This window comes from Sorangium sp. So ce375 (assembly GCF_051473855.1).
Classification (GTDB): domain Bacteria; phylum Myxococcota_A; class Polyangia; order Polyangiales; family Polyangiaceae; genus Sorangium.
This window is the reverse complement of the sequence record NZ_CP150335.1, coordinates 9,882,148-9,902,219: the sequence shown is the minus strand read 5'-3', so window position 1 is coordinate 9,902,219 and position 20,072 is coordinate 9,882,148. Positions and strand designations below refer to the sequence as shown.

Here is a 20,072-nt window from a genome sequence, read left to right as displayed (position 1 = left end):
TCCGCCGAGCGCCTGGGGGCGCGGTCGGCGAGGCCGCGCGCTCAGAGCGCCGCGCGGCGCAGCTCCTCGAAGAGGATCGCGTCGGCCAGCAGATCCCTGGCGAGCTCGTCGTGCTCGCCGCGCGCGATGGCCTCGAAGACGCCGCGGAAGAACTCCGCGAAGCTGTCCGCCGGGGAGACGTCGACCGTCCTCCGATGGTTGCGCTCGCTCACGCCGAGCTGGATGGGCTGATCGGCGGGGGGCGAGAACGCACGGTCGATGGTCACGACCACGTCCGGGCCGAGGACCTCCAGGCGGTTCTGGTATCCGGTCGTCATCCCGTAATGGCCGACCATGGAGCGGCCGCCCGGAAAGGTCATGAGCACGCTGAAAGACGACTCGACCTCGCCGGCGCGCTCGACGACGCGGCAAGCGATCGACTCCGGCGCCGCGGAGGCGAAGAAGAGCCGCCCGAGGGTGACCGCGTACGGCCCGAGATCGAGCAGCGATCCGCCGCCGAGCGCGGCGCGGTAACGGTAGTTGTCCGCCGGCAGAGGAGGAAAGCTGAACGTCGCCGTGAGCCGCGTGGGCGAGCGGCCGGCGTCGCCGAAGATCCGGCGGACCTCGCGGTAGAGCGGGTGATACCCGTAGACCGTGGCCTCCGCGAGGCACCGCCCCTTCTCGCGGGCGAGCCGCACGAGGCGGCGAGAGGCCTCGGCCGACAGGCAAGCCGGCTTGTCGACGACGACGTGAAAGCCCCTCTCGAGGGCGCGCTCGGCGAGCTCCTCGTGGGTGGAGTTGATCGTCGACACGTACACGAGGGCGGCGTCGCTGCGCGCGAGCGCCGCGCTGTAGTCGTCGTAGCAGCGGCCCGCCGCGCCGGGCGGCAAGGCGACGTCGGCGCTCCGGGAGACCGACGCGACATCGATGTCGCGCACGCCGAGGCGCGCGAGAGCCGGCAGCACGCGCCTCCGCGCAAGGCTGGAGTTGCCGAGGAGCAGGACCTTCATTCGACGCTCTCCTCGCCGGTGCGCCGCCCGAGCCGGCCGCGGCGCAGGGCGCCGCGAGCGCCGCCCCGCGGCCTCGTCGCGCGCACCGTCACGCCCCCTTCACCTCCTGCGCGTACTCCTCCCAGGACCGGATCGAGCGGGACTTGTCGTAAAGGGTGCTCGCCAGGACGAGGACGACGGTGCCGGGCGCGAAGTCGAGCAACCGGATGAAGAGCATGGGCACGATGTGGACCCCTCGCGTGGGGGAGTCGAGCGCGAACCGCCGGCTCTCTACCCCGTCCGAGAGCTCGAGGACGAAGCGCCCCGCGAGCGGGACGATGACCTGCTGCGTGTCGCGGTGGGCGTGCCCTCCCCGGTCCTGGCGGACGTCGTACAGGTAATAGGCCCGCTTGATCTCGAACGGGATGTCCTTCATCCCTTCGATGAACGTCAGCGCCCCGCGCTCATCCACCACGGAGCGAAAATCGATCCAGCGTACGATATCGAGCCGACTCATCTCCACCCTTCCCGCTGTTTCACGCAGGCTCAACCGCTCCTGTGCCCTGGCGGCGCACGGGGGGGTCTCTCAAGAGATTGCGCAGGTAATCCGAATACTCGCCCGGCAGCTCGTCCGCGAGCGCGGCCAGCGCGTCCCTGCCGATGAAGCCCATGCGGTAGGCGACCTCCTCGGGGCAGGCGATCATCAGCCCCTGGCGCAGCTCGACCGTCTGCACGAAATTGGACGCCTGGAGCAGCGACTCGTGCGTCCCCGCGTCGAGCCAGGCGGTGCCCCGCCCGAGCATCTCGACCCTGAGCTCCCGCCGCGCGAGGTACACGCAGTTGAGATCGGTGATCTCGTACTCGCCGCGGGCCGAAGGCTTGAGCGACGCCGCGATGTCGCACACCTTGCTGTCGTAAAAGTACATCCCCGGCACGGCGAAGTGGCTGCGCGGCTCGCGCGGCTTCTCCTCCAGGCTGATCACGCGCCCTGACGCGTCGAACTCGACGATCCCGTGCCGGTGCGGATCGCTCACGGGGTACGCGAAGGCGACCGCGCCCACGTCGAGCCGCGCCGCGCGGCGGAGCGTCTCCGGGAACCCGGTGCCATAGAAGATGTTGTCCCCGAGCACGAGCGCGACGGGCTCGCCGGCCACGAAGTCGCGGCCGATGCGGAACGCGTCGGCGAGCCCGCGCGGCTGGTCCTGCTCGGCATAGGCGAGCGTGAGGCCCCACTGCCGGCCGTCGCCGAGGAGCCGCTGGTAGAGCGGCAGGTCCTCCGGCGTGCTGATCACGAGGATCTCCCGGATGCCCGCGAGCATCAGTATCGAGAGGGGATAATAGACCATCGGCTTGTTGTAGACCGGCAGGAGCTGCTTGCTCACGCCCCGGGTCACTGGGTGGAGGCGCGTGCCGCGGCCCCCGGCGAGAATGATTCCCTTCACTGGTCCGCTCCTCGCTTCGTGTAGTTCCGCTCGATCCAGCCGTGGTAATCGTCGCGCCGCCCGATCGCGGACAGCCACTCCGGGTTGGCGAGGTACCACTCGATGGTCTCGCGCAGCCCCTCTTCCAGGGAGAAGCGCGGTTGCCAGCCGAGCTCGCGCTCGATCTTCCGGAAATCGACCGCGTACCGCCGATCGTGCCCGGGCCGATCCGGTACGAACCGGAGGAGCCTGCTGTACGGCCGATAAGGCGATTCGGGGAAGCGGGTGTCGAGGTACGCGCAGATCTGATGGACGATCTCGAGGTTGGTCGGCTGATTGCCGCCGCCGATGTTGTAGCTCTCTCCGGCGCGGCCGCGCTCGAGGACGCGAAGGGTGGCCTCGCAGCCGTCGATGACGTAGAGCCAGTCGCGCACCTGGGCGCCGTCGCCGTAGACGGGCAGCGGCTTGCCCGTCAGCGCGTTCAGGATCATCAGCGGGATGAGCTTCTCGGGGAACTGCCTCGGGCCGTAGTTGTTGGAGCAGTTCGTGATGGTCGCCGGCAGGCCGTACGTGTGGACGTAGGCGTTGACCAGGTGATCGCTGGCGGCCTTCGACGCGGCGTAGGGCGAGTTCGGCGAGTAGGGTGTACCCTCGTGGAACGCGGCGTCGGTCGGCCCGAGGGAGCCGAACACCTCGTCGGTGGAGATGTGGTGAAAGCGCTTGCCTTCCGCGGCGCCGCGGCCGAGCCACGCGGCGCGCGCGGCCTCCAGGAGGCGCAACGTGCCGACGACGTTCGTCTCGATGAACGCCTCCGGGCCGGCGATCGAGCGGTCCACGTGGGACTCGGCAGCAAAATGAACGATGGTGTCGATCCGCCGCTCGGACAGGAGGCGCTCGACGAGCTCCCTGTCGCGTATATCGCCGTGTACGAAGGCGTGCCGCTGCTCCGGCAGCCCGGTCAGGCTCTCGCGGCGCCCCGCGTAGGTCAAGGCGTCGAGGGTGACCACCTGCACCCCGGGCCTCTCCGCCAGCACATACCGGATGAAGTTCGAGCCGATGAAGCCCGCGCCCCCCGTGACAAGGATGTTCTTCATGTCTGCACCTGGCGCGCGAGCGCCTTCCACGACACCTGAAAGCCAGCGAGGGCCCGCATCACCCGGCCGCAGACCAGCCGATTCGGGGCTGCGATCCGGCGTACGGATTCTGGTTCGGACCCAGAGTCTGTCAACCCTCGATCGCCTCGATCGGGCGTTTCACGGTCGCGGCGATCCCGCCGTGTCCCGAATCCCGCAATCGGACGGCGAAACACTCTCGTGCGCGTGCATGAAGCTTTGGCTTATTCATTGTGAAGTATTGTAAAGATTCCGGGAGGTTTCGTCGCGCCATTGGCCATGAAACGGAAGGCATCTCGCATACTTACGTGAACACGTAGCAAAAATTGCGCGAGGGGCCCCGCGGCGAATCCCTGCTTCCAGATCACTTCTCGTCTTGCGATGGAGATCGTTTTCGGGGAGACTCCGCGCGCGCTGGGCTTGGGCGGTCATTCCGTGGCCCGGGCGCATCGAGGCAAGGGAGCCAGTTGACACGAGTGGCATCCATCGCAGAGGAGCCGCCGATCCAGGCCGGCGACACGCCGGAGGCGCGCGGCGCGGAGGCCCGTGGGGCGCATTCGGCCCCTGTCGCGCCTGCTCGGGACACGGCGGAGCTGTTCCTCCTGTCCTCCTCTGACGGCGCGGGCTTGACGCGCGCGATCGACGCGCTCATCTCCCGCGCGGAGGCGGAGCCCTCGGTCTCCCTGCGCCGGCTGGCGCGCGACAATGCGCGCCAGCCGGTCGACGAGCGCCGCCTCGCGGTCATCGCGCTCGATCGCCGCGATCTCGCGAACAAGCTCCGGCGCGGCAAGGCCGCGCTCGCGCGCTCGGGGGAGGGGCGCCTTCGCGTGCGGAGCGGCATTTATTGTGGGAGCGGCGCTCCGGCAGGCCAGGTAGCGCTCCTCTTCCCGGGGCAAGGCTCCCAGTACGAGGGGATGCTGGAGCAGCTCTACCACCACTGGCCGGCCTCCCGCGCGTGGTTCGACGCCCTCGATGCGGCGTACGCGAGCGCGCGGGAGGCGCCGCCGAGCGAGATCGTGTTTCCGCGCGAGCCCGCGGCGAGCGAGGGCGAGCGGCTCGCCCGGGAGCGCCGGCTCGTCGATATGGAGCGCGGGGCGCAGGTGGGTTTGATCGCCAGCCTGGCCTCCCACGAGATGCTCCTCTCGCTCGGCGTGCGCGCCGACGTCATGGTGGGCAACAGCAACGGCGAGCACGCCGCGCTCATCGCGGCGGGCGCGATCCAGGTGTCGACCCGGCGCGGGCTCTGCGACGTCATCGCTCACATCGGCCTCAGCGGCCGGGCCGTGCCCGCGCCGCCGCTCCCCGAGCGCATGGTCGCGGTCAACGCCTTCGAACGGGGCCTCCTCGACGCGCTGCTCGCGCGCCACGAGGGCCAGCTGTTCATCGCGATGGACAACTGCCCGAGCCAGGTCGTGATCGCCGGGACCCTGCCGGCGGTGGACGCGGCGGTGGACGCGCTGGGCGGCGCCGGCGCCGTCTGCATACGGATGCCCTTCGAGCGCGCCTATCACACACCGCTGTTCGGCGAGTGGCAGCGCGCGCTGCGCGTCCATTACGATCGCTTCAAGACGGGCGTGCCCCATACGCCGGTGCGGTGCTGCGCCACCTGCAGCCCGGTGCCGGACGAGCCGTCTGCGGCCCTCGATCTCCTGGCCGCGCAATGGTCCTCCCCCGTGCGTTTTCGGCAGATGATCGAGGACCTGTACGACGGCGGGACGCGGACGTTCATCGAGGCCGGCCCGAACAACCGGCTCACCGCGTTCGTGGAGGACACCCTGCGCGGGAAGCCGCACCTGGCCGTCCCCGCCTCCTCCCAGCACCGGGGCGATACCCTGCAGCTGAAGCACCTCGTTGGCGAGCTGTACGCCCATGGCCTCGCCATCCGGGTCGAGCCGCTCGATCTGCTGTGTGATGCGGTGCTGCGGGGCACCCCCGCGCCGGTCGAGCCCGGCGGCCGCGAGGCGAGCCGCGGGCGAGCCCCCGCCCTGGAGCCGCGCGGATCGCCAGCGCGCGCCGCGCAGGCCGCGGATCCTGCGCGCCGCGCGCAGGCGATCCGCGCGCTCCATGCTGCGCTCATGGCCGAGGCCGGGGAGCGCGAGGCGCGCGTCCTCACGGCGGCCCGGCGTGCGACGCGGTTCGCGGGCGCCGCCCCGGCGCCGCTGCCGGCCGCGCGGCCGGGTGGACCGGCGGCGGCGCAGGCCGCGGCGGCGGCGCGGGCGGACTGCCCCCTGCTCGGCGATGTCTTGCGGCTCGACAGCCGCGAGCTGCACGCCGAGCGGCGCTTCGACTGGCGGCGCGACCCGTTCGTGCTCGATCACAGCCTCGGGCCGCCTTCACCGCAGCGCCGGGCGGGCGGGGCTCACTTGCCCGTGCTCCCGTTCACGCTCAGCCTGGAGATCCTCGCAGAGGCAGCCTGGCGGCTCACCGGCGTGCCGCCCGCGTCCTTCTCGGACATCCGCGCGGGGCGATGGCTTGCGCTCGACCGAGGGAGGCTCACGGTGGCGGTCCACGCCGAGCGCATGCCCGAGGACGGGGGTGATGCCCGGGTGCGGGTGAGGCTGTTCGAGGTCGGCGGCCCGCGGCGGCACCTGGCGTTCGAGGGCACGGTGCACGTCTCCGCCGCTCCTCTGCCCGCCCCGCCGCCTCCGCTCCCGCCCGAGCCAGGCGCGCTGCCGCCCCGCGTGTGGTCGGCGGAGCGCTTCTATTCGGGCTTCGCCTTTCACGGGCGCTCCTACCGCGGGATCGAGCGCGTCCTCGCGGTCGGAGAGCGCAGCATCGAGGCCGAGCTGGCGATCACCGCGCTGCCCGGGCTCGACGCCCTGGAGCTCCGGCTCGACCCGGCGCTCCTCGACTGCACGGGTCAGCTCGTCGCGTTCTGGCTCCTCGAGCGGGGGGAGCGCCAGTTCGGGGTGTTTCCGTTCGAGGCCCGGCGCGTCGTCTGGTATCGCCGGTCGCTGCCGCGGGGCGGGCGCGTGCGCTGCCGCGGGCACGTCCGCCTCGATCCCTCGGGCACCACGGAGGCGACGTTCGAGATGGTCGACGGCAGCGGGGCGCAGGTGGCCCGCGTCGAGGGCTTCCAGCAGCGGTTCGTGCGCTTCCCCGGGGCGATCCATCGCCTGCTGTTCGGCGGCGGGCCGCCGGAGAGCGGCGCACCGCGGGGGGCGCTGGAGGAGGCGGGGGCGACGGCCGGCGCCGTCGACGCGCTCGATCGCTCCTTCCTGAGCGCGAGCTGGGGTATCTGGGCGCGGGCGCTCGCGCACGTGATGCTCGACGAGCGTGAGCTCGACGCCTGGTATCGTCTCGGCGACGACGGCGAGCGCCGCGTCGCCAGCCTGCTGTCCCGCGTGGCAGCGAAGGACGCCCGCGCGCCGCGGCCGCGGCTCTCCGGTGGGCGTCCGATCCATGAACATCCCGAGCACGGGTTGGAAGCAAAGGAGCGAGAATGAAGGTGCGTACGAAGGCGGACGTGTGGCGTTGCGTTATCGAGACCGTCGAGGAGCTGATGGCGGATCTCGACCAGGAGCCCGGCGAGCTCACGCCTGACGTCACGTTGATGGGCGACCTGGGGATCAAGTCGATGGACGTGATCCACCTCGTGCTCTTGCTCAAGGACCGCATCGGCCGGTCGCTCACCTACAAGGACGTCTTCGGAGAGGACCAGCAACCCCCGAGCGATCTGTCCCTCGCGCAGCTCTCCGATCTCGTGTGCAGGGGACTTCGAATCACGGCGTAGCCTGCTGGATCGGCCCGGCGCGCCCTCTCGACTCGCCGCTCTCCCGGAGGGGAGCGGAGGGCGGAGCCGTCACGCGCCGCCGGGCCACGTCGGGAGAGGGGCCGCTCGAAGGAGACGGCCAGGAGAATTACGATGCATTACACGGTAGTCGCGAGCGGTTCACGAGGAGACGTCCAGCCGCTCGTCGCGCTCGCGGCCGGCATCAAGGCTGCCGGGCACGAGGTGCGGTTCGCCACACAGGTGGATTTCGAGCCGTTCGTCCGCAAGTGCGGGCTGGAGTATGTACAGCTCGGCGGCAGCGCGGAGGAGTTCTACTCCAGCCGCCTCGCCGTCGCCCTGCGCGAGCAGTCCGGTCACGCGGGCGAGTTCAGCAAGTTTCTCAGTGAAAATCTGCAAACGTACGTCGTCAACCACCTGCGCGAGTGCTGGAACGCCGTCCGGGGCACCGACGTGTTCCTGTGCTGGCCCTGGCTGCAGGTCGGCCCGTCGATCGCCGAGAAGATGGGCATCCCTTACGTCGTCGTCAGCCCCAATCCGGTCCCGCACATCCCGACGTGGGGATTTCCGAACCCGTTCCACGCGCCGGTGTGGAAGCTGGGGCCGCTCTACAACCGCCTGACCTGGCTCCTCGCCGAGTCCGTCTCACGCACGGGCTCGGACCAGATCAACCGGTGGCGAAAGGAGGAGCTCGGCCTGCCCCCGAGGCACTGGCGGGACGAGCTGCGGACGATCCGGAACACGAGCCACCTGTTCGGGTACAGCCCCGAGGTCCTCCCCAAGCCGCGGGACTGGGCGGACTGGATGCACGTCACGGGCTACTGGATCTACGATGAAGGCCGCGACTACCAGCCTCCCGAGGAGCTGAAGGAGTTCCTCGCGGCCGGGGACCCGCCGGTGGCCATCGGCTTCGGCAGCATCGTCGGGCGCAATCCGAAGCAGCTGACGCAGGAGGTCGTCGCCGCGCTGGAGCGCGCCGGGCAGCGCGGCATCCTGATCGCCGGGTGGGGAGGGCTCAAGGACATCAAGCTCCCGAAGACCGTCCTGAAGGTGAAGACGGTGCCCTACGACTGGCTGCTCCCGCGGGTGGCGGCGATGGTGCACCACGGCGGCTCCGGCTCGTCGGCGGCCGCGATGCGCGCGGGGATCCCATCGATGGCCGTGCCGTTCGGCTACGATCAGCCGCTCTGGGGGCAGCGGATCGCCGACCTCGGCGTGGGCGTCGCGCCGCTGCCGATCAAGAAGCTCACCACCGACAAGCTCGCCAAGGCCATCTCACGCCTGGCGCGCGACGGCGCGATGCGCGAGCGGGCGCAGCGGCTCGGGGAGAAGCTCCGCGCCGAGGACGGCGTCGGGCGCGCCGTGGCGGCCCTGGAGAAGACGGTCGCCGAGGCTCGCAAGCGCGCGCCGGGCCCGCGTCGGTAGGGCGGGGCGCGCGGGCAGGGGGCGCCCGCGCGAAGCCGCCGCCAAGCGGCGCCGAAGTCCGGCCATCCCCTGGCCGGACTTCGGGCGGGCGGACCCAGACGCTCGAGGCGCGCGGCGGCGCCGCCACGAGCGTCGAGCCGGCGGCTACCCGGCGTCGGAGGCGCTGCTCGTCGCGTGACCTGCCCGCGGCTCGGCCGGCAGCGCGGCGTCCTGGCCCGAGGGCGAGGTGCCGGCCGCGTCGCCGCCGTGACGCCACGGCCCCTCGCCGGCGACGACAACGACGTCGCCCTTGGGACCATACGAGAGCTCCTCGGAGAAGAAGCCGCACCCGGACTCCACGTCGACGGGCACGATCCCCTGCGCCGAAAGCCGCCGGAGGACGCCCTCGCCGGCCATCCCGACCTCGCTCCAAGGCCCCCATCCGATCGAGACCACCCGCGTCGCGGGCCAGCGCGCGTCGAGCTGAGCCGCGAGGCGGCTCATGACCTCGTTGGCGGCCGCGTAATCGGATTGACCGCGGTTCCCGAACCGCCCGGAGATCGAGCTGAACAGGACGCACCATTTCAGCTCGTCCGGGCGCAGCGCCTGCCCGAGGAGGAAGGTGCTGTCGGCCTTTGTGTCGAAGACCCGGTCGAACGAGTCGGGGCGCTTGTCGGCGAGGAGCTGGTCCTCGATGACGCCGGCGCCGTGGACCACCGCATCGATCCGGTCGAAACGACGGTACACGCCGGTGAGCAGGTCCTGGAAGCGATCCTCGTCGCGCACGTCGATCGCGTGGTACTCCACGGCGGCGCCGCGCCGGCGCAGGGAATCGAGCGTGGCGCGGCGCTCCCTCGCCTGCCGCTTGCTCCTGATCTCGGCCTCGATCGCGGCGGGCAGCAGGTCGCGCCCCGCGCTCCGCATGTCGAGGATGGCGCGCCGGCGCAGCGCCTCGACATCATCGCTGCCCTCGTCCTGGAGATCCCCCTCGGGGATCTCGGACCGCCCGACAAGGATCAGCCGGACGCCCGGACGGGCAAGCCGGGCCGCGATCGCCGCGGTGATGCCGCGCGCACCGCCGGTCACCAGGACGACCCAGCCGGGGCCCGGCTCCCAGTCGCGGCGCTCCCCGGCGAGCTCGAGCGGCGCGGGCGCGGTGGACACGACCGTCCGCTGGCCGTTCAGATAGCTCACCTCGAGATCGTCCGGCGCGCGCGACAGCTCGTCGAGGATGTGGCTCGCCATGGCGTCGCGCGGCAGCGCGTCGTCGAGCCCGACCACCTTGGCGACGGTGCGGGGGTGCTCCTGCGCCACGCACCGCAGGACGCCGTGGCAACCGGCGCTGGACGCAGATCCGTCGAGGCTGCCCTGCTCGAGGCTACCCCCGATCAGCGTGGCGGCCACGATCCGCAGGGGCTCGCCCCGCGCCTCGGCCAGCTCGCCGGCGCAGGCTTGCGCGGTGTAGAACAGGCTCTTCACCTGTACCCGGTTGCCGCGCCGGAACGCGGCGAGCCCGTCGACGGCGCCGCGGTGGAGGGACGCGACGTGCACGATCCCGCGCACGGCGCCGTGCTCGTGGCGCGCGGCGGCGACATGGCGCGCGATGCGCTCGGGCTCCTCGAGCGCATCGCGCGGGATCACGACCGGTCTGGCCCCGCGCTGCGCGAGCAGGGCGCACAGGCGCGCGCCGACGCCCAGGCCGTCCTCGGTCACCAGGAAGAGCCCCTCGAGCCGCGCCGGCGGATCGTCGGGCAGCGCCTTGCGCTCGGCGCGCATGACAAAGCGAGGGCACGCCCCCGCCCGCGCGCCGCCGGGGGAGGCGGAGCCCGGGAGGGGCACACCGCCGTCGGCGCCCTCAGCGGCCTGGCCAGGGCCGACGGCCTGCGCCGCCGCACCGAGGTCCGCGCCGGCAGCGCCAGCGCCGTTGCGCGGCCGCGCCGGTGCGCCCTCGCCCGTCTCGCCGGCGGGCAGCGCCGCAGCTTCGCTCGACACGACGTCGACGAGGCCGTTCATCGACCGGATCCGGGAGAGCCGGTCCATCGACGACCGGAGCCGCGCGGCCACCGGCTGCGGGAGCTCGCGCAGCAGCGTCTCCAGGATCTCGATCCGCTTGATGGAGTCGATCCCGAGCTCCCCCTCCATGTCCTGGTCGAGGCCGAGCATGTCCTCCGGGTAACCCGTCCGGCGGCTGACCAGGGTGGTGAGCGTCTTTCGCAGCGCCGCCGGCTTGAGCATCGCGGGCGCCTGGCCCCGCTCCTCCGCGCCCGCCGCCGCGAGCGCCGCGCGCGACGGCGTGGGCGCGCCGAGCGCCGCGGACGGCGGCGGAGGCGGCGACGCGCTTGGCGCCGCGAGCGGGGCGGCCTGGCCGTTCAGCCGCGGGGCCGGAGGCGGAGCGAGCGCAGCCCCGTCCCCGTCGCCGCCGAGCCGGAGGAGGAACTCCGTGGTGATCCGCTCCTGCATCGTCAGGAACCGGCGCATCGTCTCCTGGTGCTCGCGGTAGGCGAGGAGCGGGATGTCCCCGGCGCCGGGGCCGGCCTCCGGAAGCAGGTCGTCGACCTCGACCGTGGGGGCGGTGTCGTGATCGAGGAACGGGCGCTCACCGAGGAGGCCCGCGGGCTCGTCGGCGCGGCGGAGGCGCCCGCCGTCGATGCGCCACGCGGGGAGCGGAGCCTCGGGACGGTCGGCCGCGAGCGCGCGGAGGTCGAGCCGACCGCAGGGCCGCCCGGCGAACAGCGCCGGCAGGTCGAGCCTGACGCCAGCGACGCCGAGCGAGGCGATCGCCTGCAAGAGACCCTTCAGGCCGCCCCCGGCGCCGTCGAAGCCGACGGCCAGGTGCGGCTGCCCGTCGAGGATCCGCCGGACGAGGCCGGTCAGCGTGGCCTTCGGCCCGAGCTCGACGAAGGTCCGCGCGCCGTCCTCGTACATCCGCCGGACGTGCGCGACGAAGTCGACGGGGGCCTCGAGCTGCGCCGCGAGGAGCTCGCGGACGCCCGAGGGATCGCGCGGATACGGGCGGCCGCTCGCGTTGGCGTGGACCTCGATCTGCGGCGGCGCGATCGCCGTGCGCTCGAGGGCGGCGGTGAAGGGGGCCCGGACGGCGCGCATGAGGGGCGAGTGGAACGCGCTCGACACCGGGAGCCACTGCGCGCGGATGCCCTTCGCGGTCAGCGCGTCGACGGCGGCGCGCACCGCGCCCAGCTCGCCCGAGACGACGCACTGCTCCGGCGCGTTGTGGTTGGCGATGCAGACCGCCGGGAACGCCTCGAGGAGGGGCTCGAGCTCGGCCCGGGAGAGCATCACAGCCGCCATCGTGCCCGGCTCCGAGGGCACCTCTTCCATGAGCCGCCCGCGGGTCTCGGAGAGCGCGAGCCAGTCCTCGCGCGACAGGGCGCCCGCCGCGCGCAGCGCGGTCAGCTCGCCATAGCTGTGGCCGGCGAGCACGTCGGGGCGAAGCCCGAGGCGAAGCGCGATGTGCAGCATCCCGTCGCTGATCACCCCGATGGCTGGCTGCGCGATCCGCGTGGCCGTGAGCTCGCGGCGCTGCCGCTCCTTTGCTTCCTCGGAGAACGCGGCCGGCGGCAGGATGAAGCGGCTCAGGCGAGCGGGCAGGAGGCCCTCGAGGCGAAGGTCGGCGAGCTCGAGGGCGCTCCGCATCTCGGAGAAGTACAGGGCGACCTCGCGGCCCATCGAGGGGTACTGCGAGCCCTGCCCGGGGAAGAGGAACGCGGTCTTGCCAGCCTCCGGGCAGGGCGCGATCCGGAGGTGGATGTGGGCCGGCAACGAGCCTTCCGGCTCGCGCGCGGACTCGAGGTGGAGACGGAGGCGCGAGAGCACCTGCTCGACCGCGCCGAGGAGGTGCTCGCGGTCGTCCGCGACGATGTAGACGGCCGCGCGCGCGACGCCAGCAGCGCGCCGCGCGCGTCCATCGAGCGCCGCGAGCGCGCAGGTGAAGGCGACGTCGCGGAGGCTCACGGCGTCGCGCCCCGGCCGGAGCGCGCGCTGCAGCTGCTCCAGCTCGGCGACGAGCGACGGCGCGTCGGGGGCCTCGACGGCGACCAGCTCGTGAGGCCAATCGGCGGCCCCGAGGGCGGGCGCCGCGAAGTCGCCCTGGTACTCCTCCAGGACTGCGTGGAAGTTCGTCCCTCCGAAGCCGAACGCGCTCACGCCGACGCGTCGAGGCGCCGGCCCCGCGAGCCAGGGCTGCGGCTCGTCCAGCAGGACCATGGGGCAGTCCTCGGACGTGAGCGGATCCATCGGGGTGTCCACGCCGGCGTGGGGCGGCAGGACGCGGTGCCGGAGCGCGAGGAGCCCCTTGAGCACGCCGACCAGGCCCGCGGCGTTCCTTGTGTGGCCGAGGAGAGACTTCACGGACCCGATGGCGCAACGCTGGGGCGGCGCTCCAGCGTTGCGGAGGACGCCCGCGATCGTCTCGATCTCGGCGCGATCGCCGACGGCCGTGCCGGTGCCGTGCGCCTCGTACATCCCGATCGTGGCCGGATCGATGCCCGCCCGCCCGTAGGCCCTCTCGAGCGCGATGCGCTGGCCGGCGGGCTTGGGCGCGGTGAGCCCCATCCCCTTGCCGTCGCTCGAGCCGGCGACGGCCTGGATCACGGCGTCGATGCGGTCTCCGTCGCGCTCCGCGTCCGCGAGCCGCTTCAGGATCAGGACGCCGATGCCCTCGCTGATCACGATGCCGTCGGCCTTGGCGTCGAACACGCTCGCGCGGCCTCGCGGGGAGAAGGCCCTCGTCTTGCTGAAGGCCAGGTACCCGTGCGGGGTCTGCTCGACCTCGACGGCGCCGACGACGGCGACGTTGGACCGGCCGGAGACGAGCTCCGTGACCGCGAGATCGAGCGCCGCGAGGGACGAGCCGCAGGCCGCGTCGACGGTCATGTTGGGCCCGCGCAGATCGAACGAGTTGGCGACCCGCCCGGCGATGACGTTCGCGAGGATGCCGGCGTAGCTCTCCTCCGACCACGTGGGGAGTCGCGCGAGGGTCGCCTGCGCTGGGCGGCCCACGCTCAGCGGGAGGAGGCCGCGCGCCACGTACGCCTGCTCGAGATCGGCCGTGCCGTTGGCCGCGAAGATCACGGCGGTGTTCTCGCGATCGAAGCCCCCCGAGGTGTACCCCGCGTCCGCGAGCGCGCGTCGGGTCACCTCCAGGGCGAGGAGCTGGGCCACGCTGATCGACCCCAACGAGACGGGCGGGATCCCGTAGCGCAGCGGGTCGAAGGGGAGCTCGTCGATGAAGCCGCCCCACTTCGAGTAGATCTTGTCCTCCGCCCGCGGGTCGGGGTCGTAGTAGAGGCGATAGTCCCAGCGTTGCGGTGGGATCTCGCGGATGGCGTCGACCTTGCCGAGGACGTTCCGCCAGAGCTCCTCCGGCCGCTGCGCCTTCGGCAGCAGGCACGCCGCGCCGATCACGGCGATGCGCGCGGGCTCCGCCGCGCGGCGCGGCACGTGCTCCACCGAGGCCTGGACGAGGCCGCCGAGCGCCCTCCGGCTGCCCGAGGACACCTCCTCGTGCAGCGACGAGATCTCGACGATGTCCGAGCGCAGCGACGCGACGTCGCCCATCATGTAGAGGCCGCGGGCCGTCTGCCGCTCGTCGTCGGCCGCGTCGAGCTGGCCGCCCTCGCCGCGCTCGACCCCCTTGGACGCGATCCGCAGGCGGCCCAGCGTCAGCTGCTCGAGCGCCGCGCTGATCGCGGCCGCGGCCTGCCCCTCCCGCCGCATCCGGTCGTGGGCGGCCTGGAACTCGCCCACGAAGGGCGTGGGCGCGCAGCGGATGACGTGCCCCGGCCCCGTCTCGATCGTGACGGTGCCGTCGCAGGCGAGCGCCTCTCGCTGGAACCTCGGCGCGATCGCGCCGCTCGCGACCGCCTGCGCGGTGAAGAGGTACGCGGTCCCCATCAGCACGCCCACGCGGAGCCCGGCGGCCGCGAGGGGAGCGGCCATCGCCGACACCATCGCGGCCGAGCGCGCGTCGTGGATGCCGCCCGCGAACAGCACGTGGACGGCCTCCGCGTCGGGCGTCTTCTCGTCGAGCAGCGCGTCGATCATCGCATCCCACAGGGCGAAGCTGGTCAGCGGGCCGACGTGACCGCCGCACTCCGCGCCCTCGAACACGAACCGCCGCGCGCCGCGCTCGAGGAAGGTGCGCAGGAGCGCGGGCGTCGGCGCGTGGAGGTAGGTGGGGATCCCCTGCGCCTCGAGCTCGGCGGCCTGGTCCGGCCTGCCCCCCGCGATGAGCGCATGGCGGGGCCGGACCTCCGCGACGGCGGCGAGCTGCTCTTGTCGGATCTCCGGCGGAACGAAGCCGAGGATCCCGACGCCCCACGGGCGGTCGCCGAGCCGCTCCCGGGTCGCCCGGAGCAGCTCGTCCACCTGGGGGCGGCGCAACAGCGCCAGCGCGAGGAGCGGGAGCGCGCCGCCGTCGGCCACCGCCGCCGCGAACTCGGCCCGATCGCTGACCCGCGTCATGGGGCCTTGCACGATGGGATAACGGGTGCCGTGCGAGCGGGCGAGCGGGCCGTCCTGCGCGAGCACGTCGTGCTTTCGCGCGAGCTCGAGGTGCCCGGACGCGGCGCCTCGCAGCGCGCGGAAAAAGCGCCCTGTCGTCGCGTACTTGCGGGCGTACTCGGCCCCCCTGCCGGCGGCATGGCCGAGCGGCAAGGCGCAGCGGTCAGGCCGATCCCACCCGAGGAGCGCGCGCGCCCCGGCGACCCAGGCGCGGCGTCGCGCCTCGGGGTCGAGCTCCTTCCGCTCGAGCTCCTCCGCGAGCCGCACGACCTCCTGGCTGCCCGGCAGATCGGGGCGCGCTGCGATGCGGAGCGGCGCGCCCAGGCGCTCGCCCACGATCACGGTATCGGTGCTGCCCAGGCCGGACAGGCTCGCGCGGGCGCGCTCCGGCAGCGGCGATTCACGCAGCAGGAGGAGCTGGTCGTCGACGACGACACCCGCCGCGCCGGCGGCGCGGCAGGCGGCGGCGCTGTGCAGGCCGATCCCGCCCTGGACCAGGAACGGGCGCGGCTGCCGGGCCAGCCGCTGCGCGAGCAGGAACGCCGATTCCTTGCCGATGAAGCCGCCGCTCTCGCGCCCCTTCGCGAGCCAGCCGTCGAACGAGAGCGCGCCTGCGGCATCGAGCCCCTCGCCGTCCCGTAGCTCGAGCCACAGCGTGCGTCCGTCGCACGGCGGCAGGGCGGCGAGCGCCGCGCGCGCCGAGGCGTCCTGCCAGTCGCAGATCACGAGCCAGTGCGGGCGCGGCTCCAGCGGTGAAAGGAGCTCCGCGCTCGCGGCGATCTGGTCCGCGCGAAGGCGGAGCCCGACGGGGCAGCCCGGGGGCGCGTTGTCGACGAGGAGGCGGAGGTTCTCGCGCGCCAGCGGGAGATCCGGCTCGCCGCACAGCTCGCGATCCAGCACCGCAATGCCGCCGGCGCGCGCCGTGGCGACCGCGACGCCGGGATGGGGCCAATGGACTGGTGACAGCGATACGCAATAAAAATCACTCATGGAAGTCATGCAACGTCCACCAACGTCTGCCGAGGAACGGTAACGAATGAGGCAGCTCCGCTGCCTGGCGGGTCGTCAGCCTGCCTCCTCGGGACACAGCGACCCGCGGCGCCGCAACTCTAGCGGACCTGGCGTACCGGGCCACTCCAAGTCCATGCCGTGCCGCGCGGGTCGCTGGCGCTGCAGCTGTATTAAGAAACATGAAGAAGGCGACGCGCTCCCTTCACAAATGGGAAACGTTGCAGTATGCGGGTGCGCGCCGGTGGACGATTGACCGCGCCGCCCCGGTAGCGCGCTTGACAGGCCGGTTCGCGCCAGCCAAATAGAGCAAATCGTCGCCTTGGGGTGCCCGGGCACATGAGTGCGCGACGTCCCCGGTCGAGCGCGGAAGCTCCGGAAGGTTTCACGAGGTCGACATTCATGATCACTGATCAGATCCAAACGGTCGAGTTGTTGGATCATGCGCCTCCGTACTCGGAGGCCTTCCTTGCGGCGCGGGGGCTCGTGGGCCTCAACGTCGGGTGCGCCTTCTGGAACCTCAGGCCTGCCTGCGTGAACATCGATCTCCTGAAGGTGGAGACGCTCGGCGGCCAGGCGACCGAGTATGGCCGCATCGCGATCCTCGATAACCGTGCCCACTACCTCGAGTACGACGTCACGACGCCCATCCCCCTGCCCGACGCGTCCTTCGAGTGGCTCCACTCGGAGCACCTCATCGAGCACATCTCGCAGGAAGGCGCGATCCGGTTCTTGAAGGAGGCGCACCGCCTGCTGAAGCCCGGCGGGGTGCTCCGCATCTCCACGCCCGACCTCGCGATCTACGTCGAGGGCTACCGGGACCCGGCGCGGACGTTCTTCAACAAACACGCGCGGATCATCGAGCAGCTCGGCAGGATGTACCCCGAGGCGGGCAGCGATGCTTTCCCCGAGGTGCAGCGCCGGCCGGCGTGGATGGTGAACCAGATCTTCAAATACTGGGGTCACCAGTGGATCTACGACTTCGAGGAGATGGTGTACGTGCTCCGCGAGGCAGGGTTCGACGAGAAGTCGATCGAGCGGTCCTCCTTCCGGCGCGGGAGGGCCCCGAAGGTGGCCGAGATCGATCTCGTCATGCACCGAGACGAGACGCTGTACGTGGAGGCGATCCGGACCTGACCGAGCGCGGCGCCTCTCCCCGGGCGTGCGCCGCGCGCGCCGCCGGTCAGGCCCCCTCGGCGCCGCGCGCCCTGGCTGTTCTCATCGAACCAGGAGAACCATGCCTCAGAAGGTCTCGTTTCCTGCGATCCTCGGAGGGCAGGGCATGGGAGAGATCGCGCTGCCGGAGCGGGAGGACAAGGCGCCGGCGGTCGTCCTCCTTCACGAGTGGTGGGGGCTCAACGGTCATGTCCGCGCCACCATGGAGCGGCTCGCCGAGGCGGGCTTCGTCGCGCTCGCGCTCGACCTCTACCACGGCAAGGTCACCGACGATCCGAGCGAGGCGAGCCAGCTGATTCACGCGCTCGACTGGTCGCGCGCCCTCCTCGAGATCTCCGGCGCGGTCTATTATTTCCTGGCCGAGCACGAGCGCGTCAACGGCAAGATCGGCGCTGTCGGCTTCTCGATGGGCGGCGCCTTCTGCTTCGCCGCGGCCGCCACCATCCCGAGGCTCGCGGCAGCGGTGCCGTTCTACGGCATTCCTGGCCAGGCGACCGACTATACCAAGGTGAAGGCCCCGATCCTCGCCCATTTCGCGGCGCGGGACACGTGGGCGAAGCCTGCGCTCGCCAGGGCGATCCAGAAGGAGCTCACGGCGTGCGGGCAGCCGATGGAGCTCCACGTCTACGACGCGGACCACGCCTTCATGAACGACACGCGCCCCGAGGCCTACCACCCGCAGGCGGCCCACCTCGCGTGGGCTCGGACGATCGAGTTCCTCCGCACGCACCTCGGCTCGGCGGAGTGATCGTCCGAGCGAACCCCTCACCCCCCCGTGAACGCCTTCTGAAGATCGATCGCCTGGAGGACCCGCTCACCCCCCACGGGCGGCAGCTCGAAGCGCTCGAATCGCGTGTCGACCCACGTGACCCATACGAACCCCGGATCGTCGAGCGGCCGATCGAAGCGGAACTCGACCCGCTGGGGCCATTTGCCGTCCGGGGTGAGCGAGAGGACGGTCGCCGTCATCCCGGCGAGCTCGACCCGTTCGCCTGCTCGCATGGGCGACCGCGCGGTCCGGTGGATCGTGCTCATCGAGTTATGGAAGAACCCCTCCGAGAGCGTCGCGACGAGCGTTCGCTCATCGCTCCGCAGGAGGTGCATCGTCCCGAGGCTCGTCACCGCGAGCTGGCGAATGGTGGCCGGCATGCGCTCGCCCCGGATGAAGCGGGTGGTCACGCCGAGGCCCGCGGCGATGGTATCCGGCGCGTTCACGACGACGAGCGTGCGGTCCGCCATCTCCGCCGCGGGCGGCAGGCTCGCGGCGGCCCGCCGGACGAGGCCGTCGAGCATGCGGGCGTTCGAGAGCGAGCGAGGGATCACGAGGAGCGGTGCGAGGACGAGGTGGAAGGCGATCATCGCCGCCGCCCCGCCGCGGGCGAGCCTGCGCGCCCCGCGGCCGAGCCCCTCCCGGGGCGCCGTGATGAGGCTCGCGATGAGCCCGAACGCCCCGAGGCTCGAGAAGAGCAGCAGCCGGTCGTTCGGCCAGGTGGCGCAGGCGGGCAGGAGCGAGAGCACGGCCCCGGTGGCGAAGAAGCCGGACATGCGCGCTCGCGGGACGCCGGCCCAGAGGGCGGCGGCGACGAGGCCGACAAGGACGACGACGACGGCGACCGCGGCGGCGATATGCTGATCGGGGACGAAGATCCAGAGGCTGGACGTCACGAGGGTGAACTGCGCGAGCAGGAGCACGGGAAGCCGCTCGCCGACGGCGGCGATGTACGCGGTCGGCTCGTGGACGGGATCGACATACAGCCCCCCGGCCGCCGCTCCATAGCCGAGCGCTCGATAGGCGATGGCCCACACGATCGCGATCGCGGCGTAAGGCAAGAGGACGCGCGCCCTCGAGAGGAGGGTTCCGCGCTCGAGCCAGACGGCGTGGGCGAAGAGGTACGCGAGCGTCGCCGCCGCGGCCTCCGCGGAGAGCATGCCGAGCGCATAGGCGGCCGGGCCGAGGACGGCGCCGGGCTTCCAGCCGTCGCGCCTCCACCGGTCGTGTGCAAGGAGGGCGGCGAAGCCGAAGACGGCGGCCCAGAGGGCGTTCCGGTTGGCGATCCAGGCGACGGTGAACGCGTGGGCGTCGTCGATCGCGAACATCAGCGCGGCGAGGCCGGCGCAGACCGTGGCGCCGAGGGAACGGCGGTAAATGGCCGCCGCGAGGAGCGCCAGGATCGCGTAGAGGGCGAGGTTCTCGGCGTGCATCACGACGGACGCGTCCGGCCACAGGCGATAATCGAGGGCGTGGTTGAGGGACGCGACGGGCCGCAGGAACGCGAGGCGAAAATCGGGCGCCGTCCACCAGGGCGTCGCGCCCCGATCCATGGCCTGGTGGAGATGGCCCCGATCGGCGTCCTGGAAGCGGAAGATATCCCAATCCCCCCACGGGCCGCCCTGCGCCCGGATCTCGGGGTCGAAGGAGATACGGTGGATGTAGTCGTCCATCATGTAGCCCGTGCCGAGCGTGGGCGCGAAGAGGACAGCCGCGAGCAAGGCGACCACGAGGGGGGCGTGGCGCGAGGAGAGGAGGCGCCTCAGCCGATCGATCATCGGCTGGCACCAGGGCGAGAGGGGGCGCCGACGACGCGAGGCGAGACGACGATATCGAAAGAAGGGGCTCTTTCAGTAAGCCAGCTCATGCGCATATAGAATGCACCTGCAATCGATATGTCAAGTTCGATCCTCGTAGCAATACGAGGTCGAACTCCCGAGCAGGCGAGATCGCTACATCGGC

Annotated in this window: 11 protein-coding genes; 5 read left to right on the top strand and 6 right to left on the bottom strand. The window is 72.1% G+C overall.

Going from position 1 to position 20,072, the window contains the following annotated elements; genetic code table 11:
• Window positions 1–41: 41 nt before the first annotated feature.
• From WME90_RS36940 to rfbB, 4 genes are all read right to left on the bottom strand, one after another.
• Complete coding sequence (locus WME90_RS36940; RefSeq protein WP_437276767.1) at window positions 42–989, bottom strand: Gfo/Idh/MocA family protein; 948 nt, start codon at window positions 987–989, stop codon at window positions 42–44.
• An 88-nt stretch (window positions 990–1,077) separates the two neighbouring features.
• Window positions 1,078–1,485 (bottom strand): sugar 3,4-ketoisomerase, encoded by a 408-nt coding sequence (locus tag WME90_RS36935; RefSeq protein ID WP_437276766.1) that lies wholly within the window; start codon window positions 1,483–1,485, stop codon window positions 1,078–1,080.
• Window positions 1,486–1,504: 19 nt separating this feature from the next.
• The gene (gene rfbA / locus WME90_RS36930) at window positions 1,505–2,410 is read right to left on the bottom strand and encodes a glucose-1-phosphate thymidylyltransferase RfbA (RefSeq protein WP_437276765.1); all 906 of its coding nucleotides are present in this window, start codon (window positions 2,408–2,410) and stop codon (window positions 1,505–1,507) included.
• Window positions 2,407–3,483, bottom strand: coding sequence for a dTDP-glucose 4,6-dehydratase (rfbB, locus tag WME90_RS36925; RefSeq protein WP_437276764.1), 1,077 nt, complete (start codon window positions 3,481–3,483; stop codon window positions 2,407–2,409). Before rfbB ends, rfbA begins: the two co-directional genes overlap by 4 nt.
• A gap of 494 nt (window positions 3,484–3,977) precedes the next feature.
• Here rfbB and WME90_RS36920 point away from each other — a divergent pair, with 494 nt between their 5' ends.
• The 3 genes from WME90_RS36920 (at window position 3,978) to WME90_RS36910 (ending at window position 8,656) form a co-directional block, all read left to right on the top strand.
• Window positions 3,978–6,947 (top strand): acyltransferase domain-containing protein, encoded by a 2,970-nt coding sequence (locus WME90_RS36920; RefSeq protein WP_437276763.1) that lies wholly within the window; start codon window positions 3,978–3,980, stop codon window positions 6,945–6,947.
• Complete coding sequence (locus WME90_RS36915) at window positions 6,944–7,234, top strand: acyl carrier protein (protein WP_272104098.1); 291 nt, start codon at window positions 6,944–6,946, stop codon at window positions 7,232–7,234. The genes WME90_RS36920 and WME90_RS36915 overlap by 4 nt, the downstream gene beginning before the upstream one ends.
• Window positions 7,235–7,366: 132 nt before the next feature.
• On the top strand, window positions 7,367–8,656 hold the full coding sequence (locus WME90_RS36910; RefSeq protein WP_437276762.1) for a glycosyltransferase: 1,290 nt from the start codon (window positions 7,367–7,369) through the stop codon (window positions 8,654–8,656).
• 144 nt (window positions 8,657–8,800) lie between these two features.
• Here WME90_RS36910 and WME90_RS36905 read toward each other — a convergent pair whose 3' ends face one another.
• Window positions 8,801–16,147 carry an SDR family NAD(P)-dependent oxidoreductase gene (locus WME90_RS36905; RefSeq protein WP_437276761.1) on the bottom strand — a complete coding sequence of 2,449 codons (7,347 nt, stop codon included), beginning with the start codon at window positions 16,145–16,147 and terminating at the stop codon, window positions 8,801–8,803.
• A 420-nt stretch (window positions 16,148–16,567) separates the two neighbouring features.
• On the opposite strand from WME90_RS36905, the gene WME90_RS36900 reads away from it, so the two are divergent.
• Together WME90_RS36900 and WME90_RS36895 are read left to right on the top strand one after the other, a co-directional pair.
• Window positions 16,568–17,302 carry a class I SAM-dependent methyltransferase gene (locus WME90_RS36900; RefSeq protein ID WP_437276760.1) on the top strand — a complete coding sequence of 245 codons (735 nt, stop codon included), beginning with the start codon at window positions 16,568–16,570 and terminating at the stop codon, window positions 17,300–17,302.
• Between the two features lie 100 nt (window positions 17,303–17,402).
• On the top strand, window positions 17,403–18,089 hold the full coding sequence (locus WME90_RS36895; RefSeq protein ID WP_437276759.1) for a dienelactone hydrolase family protein: 687 nt from the start codon (window positions 17,403–17,405) through the stop codon (window positions 18,087–18,089).
• A 17-nt stretch (window positions 18,090–18,106) separates the two neighbouring features.
• Here the strand turns inward: WME90_RS36895 and WME90_RS36890 are convergent, their stop codons facing one another.
• Window positions 18,107–19,888: a hypothetical protein gene (locus WME90_RS36890; RefSeq protein WP_437276758.1), complete on the bottom strand. Its 1,782-nt coding sequence runs from the start codon at window positions 19,886–19,888 to the stop codon at window positions 18,107–18,109.
• Between the last annotated feature and the right edge of the window lie 184 nt (window positions 19,889–20,072).